Source organism: Streptomyces tendae, from assembly GCF_008632955.1.
Classification (GTDB): Bacteria; Actinomycetota; Actinomycetes; order Streptomycetales; family Streptomycetaceae; genus Streptomyces.
Genome location: NZ_CP043959.1, coordinates 5830289 through 5849398, shown reverse-complemented (window position 1 = coordinate 5849398; position 19110 = coordinate 5830289). Strand labels below are relative to the sequence as shown.

Here is a 19110-nt window from a genome sequence, read left to right as displayed (position 1 = left end):
CGGCGGGGGCCGGGCGAGGGAGGGAAGCGATGAACGAGACGATGGTGTGCGTGGTGGGCAACGTGGCGACGCGGCCGGTGTACCGGGAGACGGTGTCCGGTCCGGGGGCGAGGTTCCGGGTCGCGGTGACCGCGCGGTACTGGGACCGGGAGAAATCAGCCTGGGCGGACGGGCACACCAACTTCTTCACGGTGTGGGCCAACCGCCAGCTCGCCACCAACGCCGCGGCGTCCCTGTCGGTGGGGGAACCGGTGATCGTGCAGGGCCGGCTCAAAGTGCGCACGGAGACGCGGGACGGGCAGCCCGGCTGGATGTCGGCGGACATCGACGCGGTGTCGATCGGCCACGACCTCACCCGCGGCACCACCGCCTTCCGCCGCACACCCCGCCCCGAGCTGAATCCGGCGCCGGACCGCTCGGAGCCCAACTGGGAGACGGATGCGGCACCGACGCCACCGACCGAGGAGGAGACGTCACAACTCACCGTCGGCGCGACTGTCATGACGTGACATCAGAAGCCGCCGGGCTCCGGCCCCGTGGCTGACCGAAGCGAGGCTTATCGGCAGATGCATGCCGAACGTCCCAGGTGGATTTGTCGATAAGCCCTGTTCAGCGGCGCCCCGGCGATAACGATTCCGATTCGGATCATCGCTCCGACGCGATCACCGGCAAGCGCTGTCCGTGCGCTCCTTAGGATGCCGGGCATGGCTCCGGGGGTTCTTGGGGCCGGAGATTCTGCTGGTGGGACCGCCCCCCCCACATCAACGGGTCCTGCTCGGAAGGGAATTCGGTGTCTGTTTCGTTCGCCGCGCGGTTCCTGCGCGGACGTGGGTCGGCCCGCCTCGCCGCGGGGACGCTGGTGACCGGAATCGTCGCCACCACCGTGCTGGCCGGTGCGGGGACGGCGACCGCCGACGGCGGCGACGGGACGACGCCGCAGCGCAGTGGAGCGGTCGCGACCATCGACGGACTGAAGACCTACGGCGCGGCCGTCATACACGGGCCCGCCGGCAACACGCAGGTCTCGGCGGGGCTGTTCGAGATGTCCGTCGAGGGCGGCGGCATGCTGCAGACGTACTGCGTCGACATCCACACGCCCACCCAGCAGGACGCCCAGTACCACGAGACCGCCTGGAGCGGCACCTCGCTCGGCACCAACAAGAACGCCGGCCGGATCCTCTGGATCCTGCACCACTCCTACCCGCAGGTGAACGACCTGGCGGCGCTCGCGAAGAAGGCCGGAGTCCACGGCCAGCTCACGGAACAGGACGCGGCGGCCGGCACCCAGGTGGCGATATGGCGCCACTCGGACGACGTGAAGGTCGAGGCCCTCGACCCGCAGGCCGAGCAGCTCGCCGACTACCTGGAGAAGAAGGCACGCGACAAGGCGGAGCCCAAGCCGTCGCTGACCCTGGACCCGCCGGCCGTCGCCGGACGCCCGGGCGAGCGGCTCGGCCCGGTCACGGTCCGCACGGACGCGCAGACCGTGACGGTCTCCCCGCCGGCGTACGCCGCCACCACCGGCGTACGGATCGTGAACGACAAGGGTGAGCCGGTCACCACCGCCGCCGACGGCAGCAAGCTCTACGTCGAGGTCCCCGAGGACGCGGCGGCGGACACCGCCGAGGTGACCGTGCAGGCGGCGACGACGGTGCCGGTCGGCCGCGCCTTCGTCTCCGAGAGCCGCAGCCAGACGCAGATCCTGGCCGGGTCCAGCGAGTCGACCGTCTCGGCGACGGCGACCGCGACCTGGGCGGGGGAGGGGGCGATACCGGCGGTCTCGGCCCGCGAGAACTGCGCCAAGGGCGGTGTGGACGTCACCGTCGCCAACCGGGGCGACGCCCCGTTCACCTTCGAGCTGGCGGGCACGGAGTACACCGTCGAGGCCGGCGCCTCCGACACGGTGACGGTCCCGCTGAACGAGGACCGGCCGTACGACTTCACCGTCGTGGGCACGGACGGCTTCGAGCAGCGCTTCACCGGGGTGCTCGACTGCCGCACGCGGTCCGCCGAGACGGGCACGACGACGCAGACCCTGTCCGGCCCGACCGCCCCTCCCGTGACCACCGCGGTCACCGACGTCAACCTCGCCCAGACCGGTGCCTCCGGCATCACGCCGTGGATCACCGGCACGGCCATAACCCTGGTCGTCCTCGGCGGCGCGGCCCTGGTCATCACCCGTCAGCGCCAGAACGCCTCCGGCGGGGACGCCTGACGGACACGCCAGAGGGCCTCACCGGGTGACGGTGGCCAGCCAGGCGGCGAGTGTGCCGAAGTCGGCGGCCGCGAGGCCCCTGGCCGGGTCGACCCGGTGGAGCAGCGCGGGGCCGAGGTGGGCGGCGGCGACCCACTGGCGGTCCAGGGGGCCGATCTCGTCGTCGACCCAGATGAACGGCCGGCCGCCGGCCCGCTCGACGAGGGCGCGGGTCTTCCCGTGCAGGCCGCGCGGGGCCGCCTCGCCGGTGTCCGGCCACTCCAGGACGGGCAGCCTGGGCAGACCGACCAGCGGGGCGACGACCTCGTTCGCCTCCTCCATCCAGGTCGTGGCCCAGACGAGCGAGCAGCCCAGGGCGAGAAGACGCGTGCCGACGCGGGGGTCGAGCCGGCCGAGCAAGGGGTTGCCCCCGGCAGCCGCCACCGGAGCGGGGGCGCCGACCTGTGAGGACCGGGCCGACGACCCGAAGGGGATCAGGGGGCCGTCGACGTCGAGGAAGAGGAGAGGGCGCTCCTGCGAGCCGGTCACGACAGCACGGTAGCCCGCGCCCCGCGCCCGTGGGGAGGCGGCTGAATGCCGGGCCTGTGCTGGGCCGTGCGAGGTGTCCGTGTCGGCCGGTGGTGACGCAGAGTGAGGGGCGCAGTGTTCGGGGCGGCAGGGAAACCCCAGGTCAGAGGGGCCGCCGGTCACGCGTTTCCGCGCAGGGGTGGCGGTACGGCAAGATGGGGTGTATCTGCCCACTGCCAGATTTCAAGTTGCCGGACGGTTTCTCTTGGCTGAGTACATTTACACCATGCGCAAGGCGCGCAAAGCGCACGGCGACAAGGTGATTCTCGACGACGTCACCCTGAGCTTCCTGCCGGGAGCGAAGATCGGCGTCGTCGGCCCGAACGGCGCCGGTAAGTCGACGGTTCTGAAGATCATGGCGGGGCTGGAGCAGCCGTCGAACGGTGACGCCTTCCTCACTCCCGGTTACACCGTCGGCATCCTGCTCCAGGAGCCGCCGCTGAACGAGGACAAGACCGTCCTGGAGAACGTCCAGGAGGGTGTCGCCGAGGTCAAGGGCAAGCTCGACCGGTTCAACGAGATCGCCGAGCAGATGGCGACCGAGTACACCGACGAGCTCATGGACGAGATGGGCAAGCTCCAGGAGCAGCTCGACCACGCCAACGCCTGGGACCTCGACGCGCAGCTGGAGCAGGCCATGGACGCCCTGGGCTGCCCGCCCGGCGACTGGCCGGTGGCGAACCTCTCCGGTGGCGAGAAGCGCCGCGTGGCGCTGTGCAAGCTGCTGCTCGAGGCGCCCGACCTGCTGCTGCTCGACGAGCCCACCAACCACCTCGACGCCGAGTCGGTGAACTGGCTGGAGCAGCACCTCGCCAAGTACGAGGGCACCGTCGTGGCCGTGACCCACGACCGGTACTTCCTGGACAACGTCGCCGGGTGGATCTGCGAGGTCGACCGCGGCCGGCTGCACGGCTACGAGGGCAACTACTCCAAGTACCTGGAGACCAAGGCCACCCGCCTCAAGGTCGAGGGCCAGAAGGACGCCAAGCGCGCCAAGCGGCTCAAGGACGAGCTCGAGTGGGTGCGGTCCAACGCCAAGGGCCGCCAGGCCAAGTCCAAGGCGCGTCTGGCCCGCTACGAGGAGATGGCCGCCGAGGCCGACAAGATGCGGAAGCTGGACTTCGAGGAGATCCAGATCCCGCCGGGCCCGCGTCTGGGCAACGTCGTCGTGGAGGTCAACAACCTCACCAAGGGCTTCGGTGACAAGCTCCTCATCGACGACCTGAGCTTCACGCTCCCGCGCAACGGCATCGTCGGCGTCATCGGCCCGAACGGCGCCGGCAAGACCACGCTGTTCAAGATGATCCAGGGCTTCGAGGAGCCGGACTCCGGCACGATCAAGGTCGGCGAGACCGTCAAGATCTCGTACGTCGACCAGAGCCGCGAGAACATCGACCCGAAGAAGACGCTGTGGGCCGTCGTCTCCGACGAGCTGGACTACATCAACGTCGGCCAGGTCGAGATGCCGTCGCGTGCGTACGTGTCCGCGTTCGGTTTCAAGGGCCCGGACCAGCAGAAGCCGGCCGGTGTGCTCTCCGGCGGTGAGCGCAACCGCCTCAACCTCGCGCTCACCCTCAAGCAGGGCGGCAACCTGCTGCTCCTCGACGAGCCGACCAACGACCTCGACGTCGAGACCCTCGGCAGCCTGGAGAACGCGCTGCTGGAGTTCCCCGGCTGCGCCGTGGTCGTCTCCCACGACCGGTGGTTCCTCGACCGCGTGGCCACGCACATCCTGGCCTACGAGGGCGACTCCAAGTGGTTCTGGTTCGAGGGCAACTTCGAGTCCTACGAGAAGAACAAGATCGAGCGGCTCGGCCCGGACGCCGCGCGCCCGCACCGCGCCACCTACAAGAAGCTGACCCGGGGCTGATCTCTTGCGGCACATCTACCGCTGCCCGCTGCGCTGGGCGGACATGGACGCGTACGGCCACGTCAACAACGTGGTGTTCCTCCGCTACCTGGAGGAGGCCCGTATCGACTTCCTGTTCCGCCCGGAGAAGGACTTCAAGCAGGGGTCCGTGGTGGCGCGCCACGAGATCGACTACAAGCGGCAGCTCGTCCACCGGCACCACCCGGTGGACGTCGAGCTGTGGGTCACGCAGATCAGGGCGGCGTCCTTCACCCTCACCTACGAGGTGAAGGACGACGACGTGGTCTACGTCCGCGCGTCGACGGTGATCGTGCCGTTCGACTTCGAGGCGCAGCGCCCCCGGCGGCTCACCGCGGAGGAGCGCGAGTTCCTCCAGGAGTACACGGACGACGCCGCCGACGAGAAGGAGGAGGCCGTCGCCGCATGACGGTGCTCCACCTCGCCGACGAGGGGGAGGCCGCGGATCTCGCGGCCTTCCTGTCCCGGCTGCTGCACTACGACCGCGGCGCCGCCGTCCGGCTCCAGGCGGCCGGTACGGCGCTCGCCGTGTTCGGGCGGCCCCCGTCGTTCGAGGTGCTGGCGATCCGCGCGGTCCGGCTGGCCAAGCCGTACGAGAACGGGATCGACGTCACGCTGGACGTGACGGTGTCCGCGGGCGAGCTGCTGGAGACGGTGGACGAGTCCGCCGCCACGGCCGGCGTGCCCGCGGCGGTGACCGGTCCGCCGTGGGCTGGGGTGCTCCCGCCGCGCGGCGGCTGGCAGGCCGAGCCGGGCCTGCCGGAGCCGGGGCAGCTGCGGCGGCTCGTGGCCGCGTCGGTCGCGGAGTTCCGCTCCCGCACCGAGGAGCTGGCGCCCGAGGCCCGCACCCGGGCCGAACTCGACCGGATCGGGCGGGAGATATGGTCCCGCACGGTCGCGGGGACCGGCCTCCCGGTGCGGGCGGTGCACGCCGCCCAGTCGCTCGGCTTCCTGCGCGGCGACGACCAGGTGCTGTTCTCCTCCGGGTCCTGGCTGCGGCTGCGCACGCCCTACGGATCGGTCGCCGTACGCCGGGCGGGACTCGGCACCCTGGGGATCAGCGTCCGCTGAGGTACCGGGCGCCTTCCCCGCACCGGGTGCTTTCCCGGCACCGTGCGCCTTCCCGGTCCCGGGCGTCGTTCGGGTACCGCAAGCCGTCCAGGCACCGGTGAGCCGCAGAGGGCACTCGTACGCGCCCCCCCGGTGCTCAGTCCCGTTCGTCGGTGTCCGGGCGGACGGCGATGTGGTCCGGTTCCAGTTCCAGGGCCACACGGTCGCGCATGCCCAGGGCGGTGGTGTACTCGGCGGGCAGCTGGAGGCGGCCCGCGCGGTCCAGCATCGCGTACTCCCGGGCGACCAGCTTCTCGTGGCCGGTGGCCTCGTCCACCTCGCTGCGGCGCAGCACCTCCGTGGAGGTGCGGCCGTCGCGGATGGCGACCGTGCGGCTGACCTCGTTCGCCACCGTCTGGTCGTGGGTGACGATCACGACGGTCGTGCCGAGCTGCTCGTTCGCCGTGCGGAACGCGGCGAAGATCTGCTCCGCGGTGTTCGAGTCCAGCTCCCCGGTGGGTTCGTCCGCGAGCAGCACCGACGGGTCGCCCGCCAGCGCCACGGCGATGGCCACCCGCTGCTGCTGGCCGCCGGACATCTCGTGCGGGCGCCGGTCCCGGCAGTCCGCGACCTCCAGCAACTCCAGCAGTTCCAGGGCATGTTCGGTGCGGGCCCGGCGCGCCGACCGGAACCGGCCGCGGCGCCCGGCGAGCTGCATGGGCAGCGCGACGTTCTGCGCCGAGGTCAGATACGGCAGCAGGTTGCGGGAGGTCTGCTGCCACACGAACCCGACGACCTCCCTGCGGTAGGCGAGACGGTCCTTCGCGGTCATCGTGAGCAGGTCGCGGCCCGCCACCCGGGCCGCGCCGGCCGTGGGGGTGTCCAGCCCGGCGAGGATGTTCATCAGGGTCGACTTGCCGCTGCCGGACGCGCCGACCAGCGCCATCAGTTCGCCCTCCCGCACCAGCAGGTCCAGCCCCTGCAGGGCCTGCACCTCCACCCCGTCCGCGGTGAACACGCGGACCAGGCGGTCGCAGGTGATGAGCGCGTCATGGCCGTACGCGGGACGGTTGCGGCCGGCCGTGACGCGGTCGGCGAGGTCGGCCAGAGTGGGGTCCGAGGTCATCGGGGGCCTCCTGCGGGAAGGGAACGACGCGACACGGGGGCGGGCACGGGCACGGTCACCGGGCATCCCCGACCCTCAGCTCACGCACCGACCCGCGGCGCCCCGTCCACCAGGCCTGCACCGCCGCGATCCCGACGGTCAGGGCGACCACCGCCAGCGCCGGCACCAGCAGCGACACCGGGTCGGTGCGCAGCACCGCCCGCACCGCGAGCGAGGAGGAGGTGGAGACGGCGACGGTCGTCAGGTCGATGCCGGGCGCCAGCAGCCGGATCGCGGCCCAGGCGGTGAGGGTGCCGCCGAGCGCGGCGAGCAGCGCCTGCGGCAGCGACTCCAGGACGAGCAGCCGGCGGCCCTGCGCCCGGGTGAGGCCCATGGTGCGCAGCCGGGCCAGCAGCGCGGCCCGTTCGGGTGCGGCGCGCAGCAGGGTCAGCAGCAGCGCGAGCACGGCGTACCCGGTGCCCGCCGCGACCGCGGCCGCGTAGACGCGCTCGGCCCCGGACTGCAGCGGCGAGTCGACGAACGACGCGAGTTCCGCCGACCGCAGCACGACCCGCGCGCCACCGCCCGCCGCCTTCCGCAGCGCCGCCGGGTCGGCACGGTCCCCGGTGATCAGCAGCCCGGTGGGCCGGGTGAGCCCGCCGGACAGCACGGAGGCGTCCATGACCAGGAAGTCGTCCCCGGCGACCGCGGGCGTCCACTCCGTCACCGTCATGATCCGTACGGAGACCGCGGCGCCGTCCTCCAGGCGTACCTCGAAGGGCCGGGTGCCGAAACGCGCGACCATGCCGGGGGAGCCGAGGGCGGGGACGGCCTTCTTGCCGGAGGCCCGCAACGCGTCCGGGTCGAAGGGGCCGAGGTCCATGCGCCGGCTGAGAGCGGCGTAACCGTCGGGGTCCACACCGGCGAGTGCGACGGGGACCTGGTGGTTCGCGGCGCGGGCGCCGTAGCTCACGTTCACCGCGGTGACGTCCTCGACGCCGGACACGCGGCGGACCCGTTCGGCGACGCCGGCCGGCCGTGCCCCGAGGCCGTCGACGCGGGCGTCGGCGCCGACGGAGAGCTCCGCCGCGCGGGCACGGGCGTCGCTCACCCCGGCGAGCACCGACCCGCCGAACGCGGCCGTGGTCAGCGCGGTCAGCAGCGCGAGCAGGGGCAGCACCGCGGAACCGGACGCGCGTCCCGCACGGGCCAGCGACAGCGGGCCGACCACCCCTCGCATCCGGCGCGCCGGACGGGCCAGTCCGCGCAGCGGCAGCGGGTACAGGCGCACCATCACCAGGGCGGCGATCACGGCCACGAGCACCGGGGCCAGGGACACCAGTTCGTCCCCGGAGGCGGTGCCGTCGTCGGACGTGCCGCGCGTGCGCAGGGCCAGGACCGCGCCCGCCGCCAGGGCGAGCAGCGTCACCTCGGCGACCAGGCGCTTCCGGGACGGCCGGGCGCGGGCGACGTCGTCGCGGCCGGTGTGCACCCCCACCGCGCGGTGGGCGGCGACGGCCCGCAGCGGCAGCGCCAGCGCCGCGAGCAGGGCGACACCGCCGGCCGCGGCCACGGAGTACCGCAGCCGGCCCTGGCCGACGGCGAGCCGGGCGGCGAGCAGACCGAGAGCGGCGGCCGGCACGGCGACCACCGCCGTCTCCGCCAGCAGCCGGCCCGCCAGACCGCGCAGGGACACACCGCGGGCGCGCAGCAGCACGAACTCGGTACGGCGCCGCTGGGCGGCGAGCCCGCCCGCCATGCACAGAACCACGGCGGCGACCGTGCCGGTGCCGAAGACGGCCACGGCGACCAGCGGGCCGATGACCGAGCGGAGACCGTCGTAGTCGCCGAGCACCCTGTCGAGTTCGGTGTCCGCGATCAGGTACGGCGAGACGGCGGCGGAGGCCCGTTCCGACAGCGGACCCGACTCCAGGGAGGCGAGGGTCGACGTCAGCCGTTCCAGGTCACGGCCGTGCAGGGCGGAGAGGTCGGGCGCCAGGATCCAGTACCGCGCGGGGAACCCGGCCGTCCCCAGCAGGGACGGCCCCGCGTCCGGGGACACCAGCAGGGCACCGACCCAGAACACCCTGCGCTCCGGGTCGTCCGGGACCGACGCCAGGCTCGGGGTGCGCAGCAGGGGGACGGCGGACCAGTAGGCACCGCCCGGGTCGCGCGGGGTGACCAGGCCGGTGACGCGCACCGCCAGCGTGTCCTCCGCCCGGGGGAGATGGATGACCGATCCCACCCGGATGTTCAGCTTCGCCGCCGTCTCGGTGGACACGGCGGCCTCCAGTGTCCTGGTGTCCGGGCCGTTGTCCGCGGGGGCCTCCGGCAGCCGGCCTTCCCGGATCCGGGAGTGCTCCCCGAGTCCGGTCGCGGCGAAGAGGTGGAACTTCGGGTCGATCCGGTCCGGCCGGGACAGGAAGGGGTCCGGGGCCGGCATCCGCTCGGTGGTGCGGACACCCGCGGAGGACTGGTCCGCGTCGATCGGCAGCGACCGGCCGGGCAGACCGAGCAGCTTGGGGAACGGGCCGCGGACGGCGTCCCCGTCCAGTCGTTCGTTCCACGGTCCGGTGCTGGTGTACAGGTCGGAGTCCGAGGTCTGGAACTGGACGGTGGTGCGGGCCGGGCCGGCGGTCTCCAGCGCCCGGCGCAGTCCCGCGTCGTCGTACCGGTCGACCGCCGGCGGCAGCGCGGCGGCGAGGAACGCCGTCACCGCGACCAGCAGGGCGAGCGCCACCGCGGCGCCCGGAGCGGCCCGCAGCCGGGTGCGCACCCACGGCACGGTCACCCCGGACGGCACGGTCACTCCGGAGGCGGTCTCGCGCGGCCGCCGGGAGGGCCGTTCGGTCACCTCACTCACCTCCCCGGCCGCGCAGGGACGACACCGGGTCGGCCCTGCGCAGGGCCAGTACGGCCGTGATCGCGAGCGGGGCGGCGGCCACGGCGGCCAGCAGCGCGGCCACCCGCAGCGGCGGCAGCACCACCAGTACGTCCGGAAGCGGCCGGGTGGCGTCGGCGGTCAGCATGACCAGCGGGATCACCGCCCGGGCCAGCACCGCGCCGAGCAGGACGCCCACCGCGAGCGCCGTCCCGACCAGCACCCCGTACTCGACGAGGACCACCCGGGCCAGCCGTCGGCGGGAGGCTCCCAGGGCGCGGAGCACCGCGAACTCGGCGGACCGGTCCCGCAGCGCCCCGGCCGCGCTCACCGCGAAACCGACCGCCGTCAGGGCCGCGGCGGCGAGGGCCGCCGCGGCGAACGCGTTCCCCGGCCCGGCTCCGAACGGGTCGTCGCGCAGCTGGGCCGCGATCTCGTCGCGGACCACCACCCGGGACGGGTCGATGTCGGGCCGGTCCCTGAGCGCCGCCGCCACCGTCGCGGCCCGGCCGGGCTCGCCCGCCAGCCACCACTCGTTCGGCCGCACCGGGTCGCCCCGGCGGGCCTGGAGGGCCCGGTTGACGGAGCGCAGGTTCACCAGCAGGGCGCCGCCGTCGTCCGGCGTGCCCGACGGGGCGGTCGGCAGCTCCCGCACCGCCCTGACGAGCCGCACCGGGACGGTGTCGCCGTTGATCTCCACGTTCAGCCGCTGACCGATCCGGGCGCCGGTCGAGGCGAGGTACCGGTCCGTCGCCACGCCGTCGACCACGGGCACGGGCGGCTGCGGGACACGCAGCGCGATCGTGAGCGTCGAGGGCAGCCAGGACATGTCCGGCGGGACGGGCGCGGTGTCGTAGTCGACGGTGGCCGGGGCGCCGGTGACCATTCGCGGACGCACGCCGCGGCCGCCGGCGGGCATCGCGCCGCTGCCGTGGGCGGACGGCTGCCAGGGGGCCGACAGCTCCAGGGCGTGCCGCCGGCCGGCGGTGTCGGTGGCGGTCAGCGCGGTGAGGGCGAGCCGGTGCCGCCGGGTCTTCTCCGCCACCTGGTCCGAGTCCAGCTGGAACCCCGTCAGGGTCAGCGGGCCCGGCGGCCCCCCGTCGGCGTCCAGGAGGTCCACCGCGAGGTCGTGCGGCCGCCCGTCCTGGCGCAGCGGGCCCAACTCCAGCGCGTACGGGGTGCCGTGGGGGTCCTCCACGGTGGCGGTCAGGTCGGCCGTGGTGCCGTCGTCCGCACCGTGCGACGCGGCGGTCAGCACCAGCCGCGCGGTGTCGGCCGGGAGCCGGACGCCCGCCGTGGTGCCCTTCGGCGTCAGCTCGGACAGCGCCGTGCGCATCGGCACCTCCGCCAGGTCGGAACGCATCAGCAGGACGTCCGCGGCGTCGGAGGTGTCCAGCGCCAGCACCGTGGCCGTGCGCCTGCCGGACAGCGGCACGGTCGTACGGAAGGCGGGGGCGGACGCGCGGGCGCCGGGTGTCCCCGTGTACACCGCGCCGCGCCCCGGCCCCTCGACGCCGTTGGTCAGGACCCGCACGGGCGCGCCGGCCCGGAAGTCCGCCTGGTCGTCCTGCGAGCGCTGCCACGAGGAGCCCTGGGCGATCGCCAGCATGCCCAGCGCCACGGCGAGCACCATCAGCAGCACCGGGCCGGCCCCGCGCATCGGGCGACGGCTGAGCTGCCAGCCGGCCAGCGCCCCCGGCAGCCCGCGCCCACGGGCGGCACGGCGCTCGGCGAGCCGGGCCAGCGGCGGCAGCAGCCGCAGCGTCAGGACCGTGCCGGCCAGCAGGGCCAGCGCCGGGGCGACGACGAGCAGCGGGTCCACCCCGAGGTCCTCGCCGACGGCACCGGACCGGCGGCTCAGCTGCCAGTACGCCACTCCGGCCACCACCAGCAGTCCCACGTCCGCGCCCGCGCGCACCACGCCGGGCAGCGGCTTGGCGCGGCCGGGGCCGTAGGGGGTGGCGAGCGCGGGGAGGGTGACGGCCAGTGCGCAGCCGAGTGCCACGCCCACCGACACCAGCCACACGGCACCCTGTCCGGCGACCGTGCCGACGGAGGCGTCCAGGTGCAGCCCGATCCGGGCCAGCGCGCCCCGTCCGGCGAGCAGCCGCGTGAGGGGGCCCGCCAGCAGCGGGGCGCAGACGGCCGCGGGCACCGCCAGCAGCAGTGCCTCCAGGGCGGCGAGCCGTGCCACCCGGGCGCGGGAGGCGCCGCGGGCCCGCAACAGCCGGGTCTCGGAGGTACGTTCGGCGGTCAGCAGGCGGGCCACCAGGAGCAGTGCCGCTGCCGCGAGGAGGGTGAGCTGGAGGGCGATGACGAGCAGGGTGGAACGGGAGACGAACAGGGACCGCTCGATCCGGTCCAGCGTGGGGGGCAGTTCGCTGGTGACGGTCGCCGAGCCGTGCAGGGCCGGAGCGGAGGGCAGCGCTTCGACGCCCTCGGCCATGGCGGTGCGCAGTGCTTCGATCCGCCCGGTGGTCATCCCGGAGAAGCCGGCCGACGCCAGCCAGCCGACGGGACCCGCGCTGACCCGGTCCCCGGTGACCACGGAGGCGTCCGCGAGCAGCGGGCCGTAGGTGGTGTAGTGGTCGGTGACGATGCCGCGGCCGTTCAGCTCGTCGAGCTGCCAGTAGGGCGCGGAGGTGTCGACGGGCCGGTACAGGCCGGTGATCCGCACCTGTGCGGAGGGCCCGCGCAGGCGGTTCGCCAGGGTGAGCCGGGAACCCGGCCGCAGCTCCAGCTCACGGGCGGCGACGACGGGAAGGGCGACCTCGATCTCCGGGCCGGTGGGCCGCGCCGAGGGGGCGCGCCCTTCGGTGATCCTGACCTGCGTCCGGTCCAGCGCCGCGAAGTGCGTCAGGTCGGGCTCCTCGCCCCCGGCGCGCCCGCCCTCCCCCCGCAGGGAGAGCGGCAGGCCGTAGGGGCCGGACCTGGCCAGGGTGTGCAGCGTCACCGGCAGCCCGTCGAAGGCCCGTTCGGCGCCCTCGCGCACGGCGGTGTCGGCGGCTTCGCGACCGCCCTCGGGGAGGGCTTCGGCCTTGACGAGGAGGGTGGTGTCGGCGGCGTCACGGGGCGCCGTGAGGGCGTGCCGCAGGGCCGCGTCGCCGATCGTCGTGGAGTAGGCGGCGAGCGTCGCGAGAACGGCCGTGGTCAGCAGGACCGTGAGCAGGGCCGCGGCCAGCAGGGGGCGGTTCGCCCGTGCGCGGGCGAACACGAACCCCGCGGAACCCCGTGCGGCATCCACCCCGCGCCCCCCTGTTGTCCAGACCTCTCGGTGATGTTGTCAGAGGGGCAAGGCGAGGGGCATCGTCCGGTCTCCGCTTTTGACCTGATCGTGATCGGAATGCGGAGCCCGGTGACCGTTATGTGGCGGACGTGTGACGGGGAGGGTCGGCGGCCTGTCCCCGCGCGGGGTGCGTCAGGTCAGTCCGGGGAGTTGATCATCGAGGCGGCCGCGTAGGTCAGGTACTTCCACAGGGTCTGTTCGTGCTCCTCGGACAGACCCAGATCGTCCACGGCGTCCCGCATGTGCTTCAGCCACGCGTCGTGCGCGGCGCGGTCGACCTTGAACGGGGCGTGCCGCATCCGCAGCCGCGGGTGACCCCGGTTCTGGCTGTACGTGGTCGGACCGCCCCAGTACTGCATGAGGAAGAGCGTCATCCGCTCCTCGGCCGGGCCCAGGTCCTCCTCCGGGTACATCGGCCGGAGCAGCGGGTCCTCGGCCACTCCCTGGTAGAAACGGTGGACGAGCCGGCGGAAGGTCTCCTCCCCGCCGACCTGCTCGTAGAAGGTCTGCTCCTGAAGCGTGCCGCGCCGAATCTCTGTCACGCCGTCCATGGTCTCAGACACGACGGCATAGGACTCAAGGCCTAGGACCCCCCGGAGCCCTACCGTGGAGGGGTGGACGAACCCCCTGTGGACGGTGACGGCCTCGCCCTTGCGGCGCGGACGGCGCTGGTGCGGGAGATCGAGGCGAGCGGCGCCTTCGCGGCGGACCCGGTGTGGCGGGAGGCGTTCGCCGCCGTGCCCCGCCATCTGTTCGTGCCCTCCTACTACGTCGGCGTCAGGGGCGGGTACGAACGCCGGTGGGGCGAGCACCCCGACCCCGCCGCGCGCGAGCGGTGGCTGCGCGGCGCGTACGAGGACACCCCGCTGGCGATCCGGATGCGCGACGGCGAGCTGCTCTCCTCCAGCAGCCAGCCCTCCCTCATGGCGCTGATGCTGGCGGGCCTGCGCGTCCGGGACGGCCACCGGGTCCTGGAGATCGGCACCGGCAGCGGCTACAACGCCGCCCTGCTCGCCCACCGGCTCGGCGACGACTCCCTGGTCACCACGATCGATCTCGACCCGGAGATCACCGAGTCGGCCCGCCGGCACCTGGCGGCCGCCGGGCACCGCCCCGCCGTCGTCACCGGCGACGGGTCGCGCGGGGTGCCCGCACGCGCGCCGTACGACCGGATCGTCGCGACCTGCGCCCTGCCGGCGATCCCGCGCGCCTGGCTCGCCCAGTGCCGCCCGGGGGGCCGGATCCTCGGCCCGTTCGCCACCGGTCTGGTCGCCCTGACCGTGCGCGACGCCCGCCGTGCCGAGGGGCCGTTCCTGAACACGCCCGCCTACTTCGTGCCGCTGCGCGGCGCGGGCGGCCCCCCGCAGGAGCCGCCCGACCTGGACGGACTGCCTTCGGCGGCCCGGCGGAGCGACCTCTTCCGGTTCCTTCTCGAACTGACCGCCGGGACCCTCGGCCCCGGGGAGGCGTACGACGTCTGGGAACGCGAAGGCAGGCCGCAGCGCGAACGCTACGGCCTGACCGTCGACGCGGAGGGCGTTCGGGCCTGGCTGGACGGCCCCGCGGGGAGGCACGTCTGGCCGCTGCCGGAGCTCAGCCCCGGCGGATGGTGATCGTCGTCCAGGCGCCCACGTGCACCCGGTCGCCGTCCTGCAGCGGGATCGGGACGAACGGCTGGATGGGCTCCTCGGAGCCGTTGACCGTCGTGCCGTTCGTCGAGTTCTGGTCGACGACCGCCCAGCTGCCGTCCGGCTGCTGCACCAGCACCGCGTGCTGGTGCGAGACGCCCGGGTCCTCCGGCGGGGTGGACAGATCGATGTCGGGGGTGTCGCCGGTGGAGTGCCGGCGGCGGCCGATGGTGATCTGGTTGCCGGTGAGGGTGCGCTGCTGCTCGGGCGAGTACGCGGGCAGGTTCAGGCCCGCGGCCTCGGGGCCGGAGCGCTGCATCATCGCCATGAAGTAGTCGCGGTCCGGGCCGATGGTCGCGGTCCAGGTCACCGGGCCCTGCGGCTGCCGGGGCTGCTGCGGGTAACCGCCGGGTCCGGGAGGCGCCTGGGTGCCGCCGGGGTGCGGGTAGCCGTAGCCGCCGTGCCCACCGGGGCCGTTCGGACCGCCGGGGCCACCACGGCCACCAGGGCCGCCACCGGGACCACCGGGGCCGCCGGTCGGCGGGGAGATCACCCAGTCGTCGTCACCGCCGCCGAAGGACGGTCCGCCCTGCGGCGGGCGGCCGGTCTCCTGCGGGAAACCGGGAGGGGCCGGGGGACCGGAGTGGAACGCCTGCGGGGCACCGGGGCCGTTCGGTCCGCCGGGGCCGCCGGGACCACCCGGGTTGCCGCGACCGCCGGGGCCGGGCGGGGGCGGGACCGGGCGCGAGGGCTCGCCGCCGAAGCCGGGCGGACCCGGCGGGATCGGCTCGGCGGGCCGGTTCACCTGCGAGGGACGCGAGCCCTGGTAGTCGAACCCGTCGCCGCCGCCGTACGACGGACCGGGAGGCTGCTGCCCGAAGGGGCCGCCCGGACCACCGGGACCGCCATGGCCACCGGGTCCGCCATGACCACCGGGACCGCCGTGGCCGCCCGGACCGCCGGGGCCGGGCGCCGGCGGGCGCGGGGCGGCAGGGGTGTAGGAGGTCGCCGTGTTGGTGAGGAAGTTCCAGCGGCACTCCTCGCAGAACGGCGCACCGCCCTCACGCGGCGTACGGCACTGCGGGCACAGCTCCGGCTGGGCGCCGGGACCGCCCGGGCCGCCGTAGCCACCGGGGCCTCCCGGAGCGCCGCCGGGACCGCCGGGGGGCGGAGGGAATCCGTAGCCGCCGCCGGGTGCCGGCGGCGGGGGAGGAGGTGGGGGCACGGCACCCGCCATGCGGTGACCGCACACCTCGCACCAGTCGTCGGAACCCGACTGGTGTCCGTTCGGGCAGGTCGGCATGTCGGCGCTTCCCCCTCTCCTTTTCCGGCCGGTTCCGACCGGATTTCTCCGACCCCGAGGGGTCAGGCTCGTTTACTTACGGATCACTTCTTTACACGAACGGTCTTGGTCGACCGAGTCTCGAGTGTCATCTCATCGGCCTCCTCGACCTTCGCCTTCAGTCGCACAGTACCGGTCGCGGCGTCGACGACGTCCACCACCTTCGCGAGCAGTTTCGCAGTATCGGCGTTGCCGGACGCGCTCGCGAGCTGAACGGCCCGCCCCAGCTTGGCCGTTGCTCCGTCGGTATCGCCCACTTTGCGCAAATCCAGGCCCTGTTGGATGACTTCCGCCAGTTCGGCCTGACCTGTGTAGTGCGCGACCTGGGGGTTGATCGACGTCGACGCGGCCAGGTCGTCGGTCCACACGGCCCGCACCAGCCCTTGCGCGCCCAGGTTCTGCACACTGCCCCCCGGGTGCGGAATCACCAGCGACAGCCGCGCCGCCAGCATCTCCTGGCCGACGGCGGCGGGCGGGACCTCCACGCAGACGTGGTAGTCACGGGACTCGTCGCCCCAGGAACCGAGCGGGTAATCGCCCGCCCGGGGGCCCGCCTCGGTGCGGCGGGCGGTGAGTTCCTCCACCGTCGGGGCGACCTGCTTGACGAACTTCACCGTCGCCCCGGCCGGGGTCCACAGGCGCAGCGAGACGTCCGCGACCTCCTTGCCCATCGCCGTCTCCATCATCCGCGTGAAGTCGGCGGCCAGACCGGCCGGGTCGGCGACGATGTCGGCGGTGCCGAGGAGGGCCGAGGCGATGCCTGTGACTTCTTTCACTTCCCAGTCGGTGCCCACACCGCGCGCGTCACAGGTGAACCGTCCGGCGCAGGCGTCCAGGGCGGCCTTCAGATCCTCCGGCGTCTCGTGCTCGTTGCGGCCGTCGGTGAGCAGGATGCCGTGCCGGATCGCCACGTCCGCCGACGCCAGCAGCCGGTCGGCCCGGCGCAGCCAGGTCCCGATCGCCGTGCCGCCGCCCGCGCTCAGCTTCCGCAGCGCCTGCCTGGCCTGCTCCCGGGTCTCCGGTCCGGCGACTGCGAGACGCCCGTCGCCCGGGTACACCTCGCGCGCCAGGTGCGTCCCGCCGACCACCGCGAAGTGCACGCCGTCGCGCAGGGTGCCGATCGCGGCGGCCGTGGCGTCCCGGGCGTTGCGCATCTTGGTCGGCGGGTAATCCATCGAGCCGGAGCAGTCGACCATCAGGACCACGGCGGCCGACGGACCCTCGCCGGGCGAGTACAGGTGGGGTGCCGCCACCGCGCTGCCGATGGTGCCGCCGCCGGTCGCGGTCACCGTCACCACCGCGTTGACCTCGCGGCCGCCCTCCGGCAGGTACTCGTTCTGGTACACGTCCACCGAGAACTGCGGCACGTTCGATTTCGAGAAATTGGCCATGCCTGTTCGCTCCCCCTCCGGTGCCCCGACGGCGCGGGGCGACGACGAATCGACGGACCGGTCCCCTCCGGTCCGTTGCGGCTTCCCCGTGCGAGGCTCCCCGTACGCGGCCTCAGGCCGATCCTGCCCCCTGCGGGACGGCCGGGAACGGCACCAGCGCCACTGTTACGTTGTCGTGGCCGCCGCCGTCGAGGGCGTGACCGACGAGCACCTGGGCGGCGTGCAGCGGGCGCGCGGCGGCGTCGACGGGCACCACCTCGGCCATCTCGTCGGCGGACTCGGCGTAGTTCCACAGGCCGTCGGTGCAGACGACGACCACCCCGGGGCGGTCGGGCTTGAAGGCCGCGGTGTGCGGCTCCAGGTCGTAGGCGTCGGCGCCGAGCCAGCCGGTGATGGCGTGCGCGCGGTGGTCGGCGTACGCCTCCGCCTCGCCCATCAGACCCGCGGCCACCATCTGCGCGGCCCACGAATCGTCCTCGGTCAGCCGGGCCGGCGGGGCGGACCGGTCCACGGGGATCCAGTACGCGCGGCTGTCGCCGACCCAGCCGACGACCAGCAGGCCCGCCGTCACCACGGCGCCGACGATCGTGCAGGCGGGGGCGTTCTGCTGCGGGGCGTGCTCGCGGGCGCCGGCCGGCTGCTCACCGGCCAGCGCGTTGACCGCCTCGGAGGCGGCGAGGACCGCGTCGTGCATCGCCTGCTGCGGGTGCGTGCCGCGCGGCAGGGCGGCGAGCAGGGAGGCGTTCGCCGCGCGGGAGGCGGCCAGTGACGCCTCGTCGGGCCGGGTCGCCGAGGAGACACCGTCGCAGACGACCGCCACGTACACCGGGGAGCCGTCGGGCAGCGCGGTGGTGCCGACGGCGAAGGCGTCCTCGTTGCGGTGGTGCCGCAGTCCGCGGTCGCTGACCGCGGCCAGCGGGCCGCATTCCTGTTCCATGTGGTCCCGTTCGCGCGGCTGGGCGTGGCCGCAGTTCTCGCAGTAGCCGTCGTCGTCCACCCGGCCGGCGCGGCACGCCACGCACACGGCGGGCGCCGGACCGGCCTGCGCCGGCTCGGCGGCCACGCGCGGGTCCGGCGCCTGCAGCGGGTACTCGTCGGGCTGCGCGGGCTGGTGGGCGGGGGATGTGCCGGGTGCGTCCGGCGTGTGCGGGGCGTCCTGGGCGGGTGCCCCGCCGTCGGGCGCCCCCGACCGGTCACGCCGGTCGAAGCGGACCCCGGCCGCCGGGGCACCCGCAACGGGCGCGCCCTGAACGGCCGTCGGGGACACCGCGGCGTGGCCGGGCCGCGCGGGCGCACCCTGGACCGGAACGTGCCGGCCGGCCGCCGACTCGTGCGCCCCGGCCGCCACCGCGTGCGGATCCGCCGCCGGTACGTGCGTGCCGGAAGCCTCCGGCACGACAGGGGTGTCGGGCGCCGGCGCGCCCGCGGTCGCGACAGGGGCGGCGGCCGCCGCCGGACGGGCGGGAGCGCCGACCGCCGGGTCGGCCTGGGCCGCGGCATGCACACCGGGCGCCGCCGGGTGCGGGCCGGGGGCCCCCGGGCGGGCGGATGTGCCGGCCGCCGGGGCGTCGGTGGTGGGGGCGCCTTGGGCCGCGGCATGGACACCTGGCGCCGCCGGTGCGGGCCGGGGCCTGGGGTGGGCCGGCGTATCGGCCGACGGTGTCCCCGGGGCGGGGGCGTTCGGACCGGGAGCGGCCGGGTGGATGCCGGGCGCGGGCGCGCCCGGCACCGACGGCGGGGCGGCCGGGGGCGGTGGG

The 19110-nt window shown here is 74.5% G+C and carries 14 protein-coding genes; 6 read left to right on the top strand and 8 right to left on the bottom strand.

Annotated features, from left to right (window positions below):
* The first annotated feature begins 29 nt into the window (after positions 1-29).
* Together F3L20_RS26820 and F3L20_RS26815 are read left to right on the top strand one after the other, a co-directional pair.
* Positions 30-509 (top strand): single-stranded DNA-binding protein, encoded by a 480-nt coding sequence (locus tag F3L20_RS26820; protein WP_240810765.1) that lies wholly within the window; start codon positions 30-32, stop codon positions 507-509.
* A 281-nt stretch (positions 510-790) separates the two neighbouring features.
* The gene (locus tag F3L20_RS26815; RefSeq protein WP_150156510.1) at positions 791-2215 is read left to right on the top strand and encodes a Cys-Gln thioester bond-forming surface protein; all 1425 of its coding nucleotides are present in this window, start codon (positions 791-793) and stop codon (positions 2213-2215) included.
* A gap of 18 nt (positions 2216-2233) precedes the next feature.
* Here F3L20_RS26815 and F3L20_RS26810 read toward each other — a convergent pair whose 3' ends face one another.
* Positions 2234-2743, bottom strand: coding sequence for an HAD domain-containing protein (locus F3L20_RS26810; RefSeq protein WP_150156509.1), 510 nt, complete (start codon positions 2741-2743; stop codon positions 2234-2236).
* Between the two features lie 244 nt (positions 2744-2987).
* Here F3L20_RS26810 and ettA point away from each other — a divergent pair, with 244 nt between their 5' ends.
* The 3 genes from ettA to F3L20_RS26795 are packed head-to-tail and all read left to right on the top strand — an operon-like array spanning position 2988 to position 5741.
* Positions 2988-4652, top strand: a complete 1665-nt coding sequence (ettA, locus tag F3L20_RS26805) for an energy-dependent translational throttle protein EttA (RefSeq protein ID WP_145827715.1) — start codon at positions 2988-2990, stop codon at positions 4650-4652.
* 4 nt (positions 4653-4656) lie between these two features.
* A complete protein-coding gene (locus F3L20_RS26800; RefSeq protein WP_024887462.1) occupies positions 4657-5079 on the top strand; it encodes an acyl-CoA thioesterase in 423 nt (140 codons plus the stop codon).
* Complete coding sequence (locus F3L20_RS26795) at positions 5076-5741, top strand: hypothetical protein (protein WP_150156508.1); 666 nt, start codon at positions 5076-5078, stop codon at positions 5739-5741. The genes F3L20_RS26800 and F3L20_RS26795 overlap by 4 nt, the downstream gene beginning before the upstream one ends.
* A 136-nt stretch (positions 5742-5877) precedes the next feature.
* On the opposite strand, the gene F3L20_RS26790 is transcribed toward F3L20_RS26795, so the two are convergent.
* The 4 genes from F3L20_RS26790 to F3L20_RS26775 form a co-directional block, all read right to left on the bottom strand.
* Entirely contained in the window at positions 5878-6846 is a 969-nt protein-coding gene (locus tag F3L20_RS26790; protein WP_150156507.1) for an ABC transporter ATP-binding protein, read from the bottom strand.
* Between the two features lie 55 nt (positions 6847-6901).
* The gene (locus tag F3L20_RS26785) at positions 6902-9679 is read right to left on the bottom strand and encodes an ABC transporter permease (protein WP_240810764.1); all 2778 of its coding nucleotides are present in this window, start codon (positions 9677-9679) and stop codon (positions 6902-6904) included.
* 1 nt (position 9680) lies between these two features.
* Positions 9681-12950: an FtsX-like permease family protein gene (locus F3L20_RS26780; RefSeq protein WP_431193179.1), complete on the bottom strand. Its 3270-nt coding sequence runs from the start codon at positions 12948-12950 to the stop codon at positions 9681-9683.
* 179 nt (positions 12951-13129) lie between these two features.
* Positions 13130-13543 (bottom strand): globin, encoded by a 414-nt coding sequence (locus F3L20_RS26775; RefSeq protein WP_150157505.1) that lies wholly within the window; start codon positions 13541-13543, stop codon positions 13130-13132.
* 63 nt (positions 13544-13606) lie between these two features.
* On the opposite strand from F3L20_RS26775, the gene F3L20_RS26770 reads away from it, so the two are divergent.
* Positions 13607-14605 (top strand): methyltransferase domain-containing protein, encoded by a 999-nt coding sequence (locus tag F3L20_RS26770; protein WP_150156506.1) that lies wholly within the window; start codon positions 13607-13609, stop codon positions 14603-14605.
* Here F3L20_RS26770 and F3L20_RS26765 read toward each other — a convergent pair.
* The 3 genes from F3L20_RS26765 to F3L20_RS26755 all read right to left on the bottom strand — a co-directional run bounded on the left by F3L20_RS26765 (position 14586) and on the right by F3L20_RS26755 (position 18857).
* A complete protein-coding gene (locus tag F3L20_RS26765; RefSeq protein WP_150156505.1) occupies positions 14586-15923 on the bottom strand; it encodes an FHA domain-containing protein in 1338 nt (445 codons plus the stop codon). The genes F3L20_RS26770 and F3L20_RS26765 overlap by 20 nt on opposite strands.
* 83 nt (positions 15924-16006) lie before the next feature.
* Positions 16007-17353, bottom strand: coding sequence for a vWA domain-containing protein (locus tag F3L20_RS26760; protein ID WP_150156504.1), 1347 nt, complete (start codon positions 17351-17353; stop codon positions 16007-16009).
* Positions 17354-17465: 112 nt separating this feature from the next.
* Complete coding sequence (locus tag F3L20_RS26755; RefSeq protein ID WP_431193198.1) at positions 17466-18857, bottom strand: protein phosphatase 2C domain-containing protein; 1392 nt, start codon at positions 18855-18857, stop codon at positions 17466-17468.
* Positions 18858-19110: the final 253 nt, after the last annotated feature.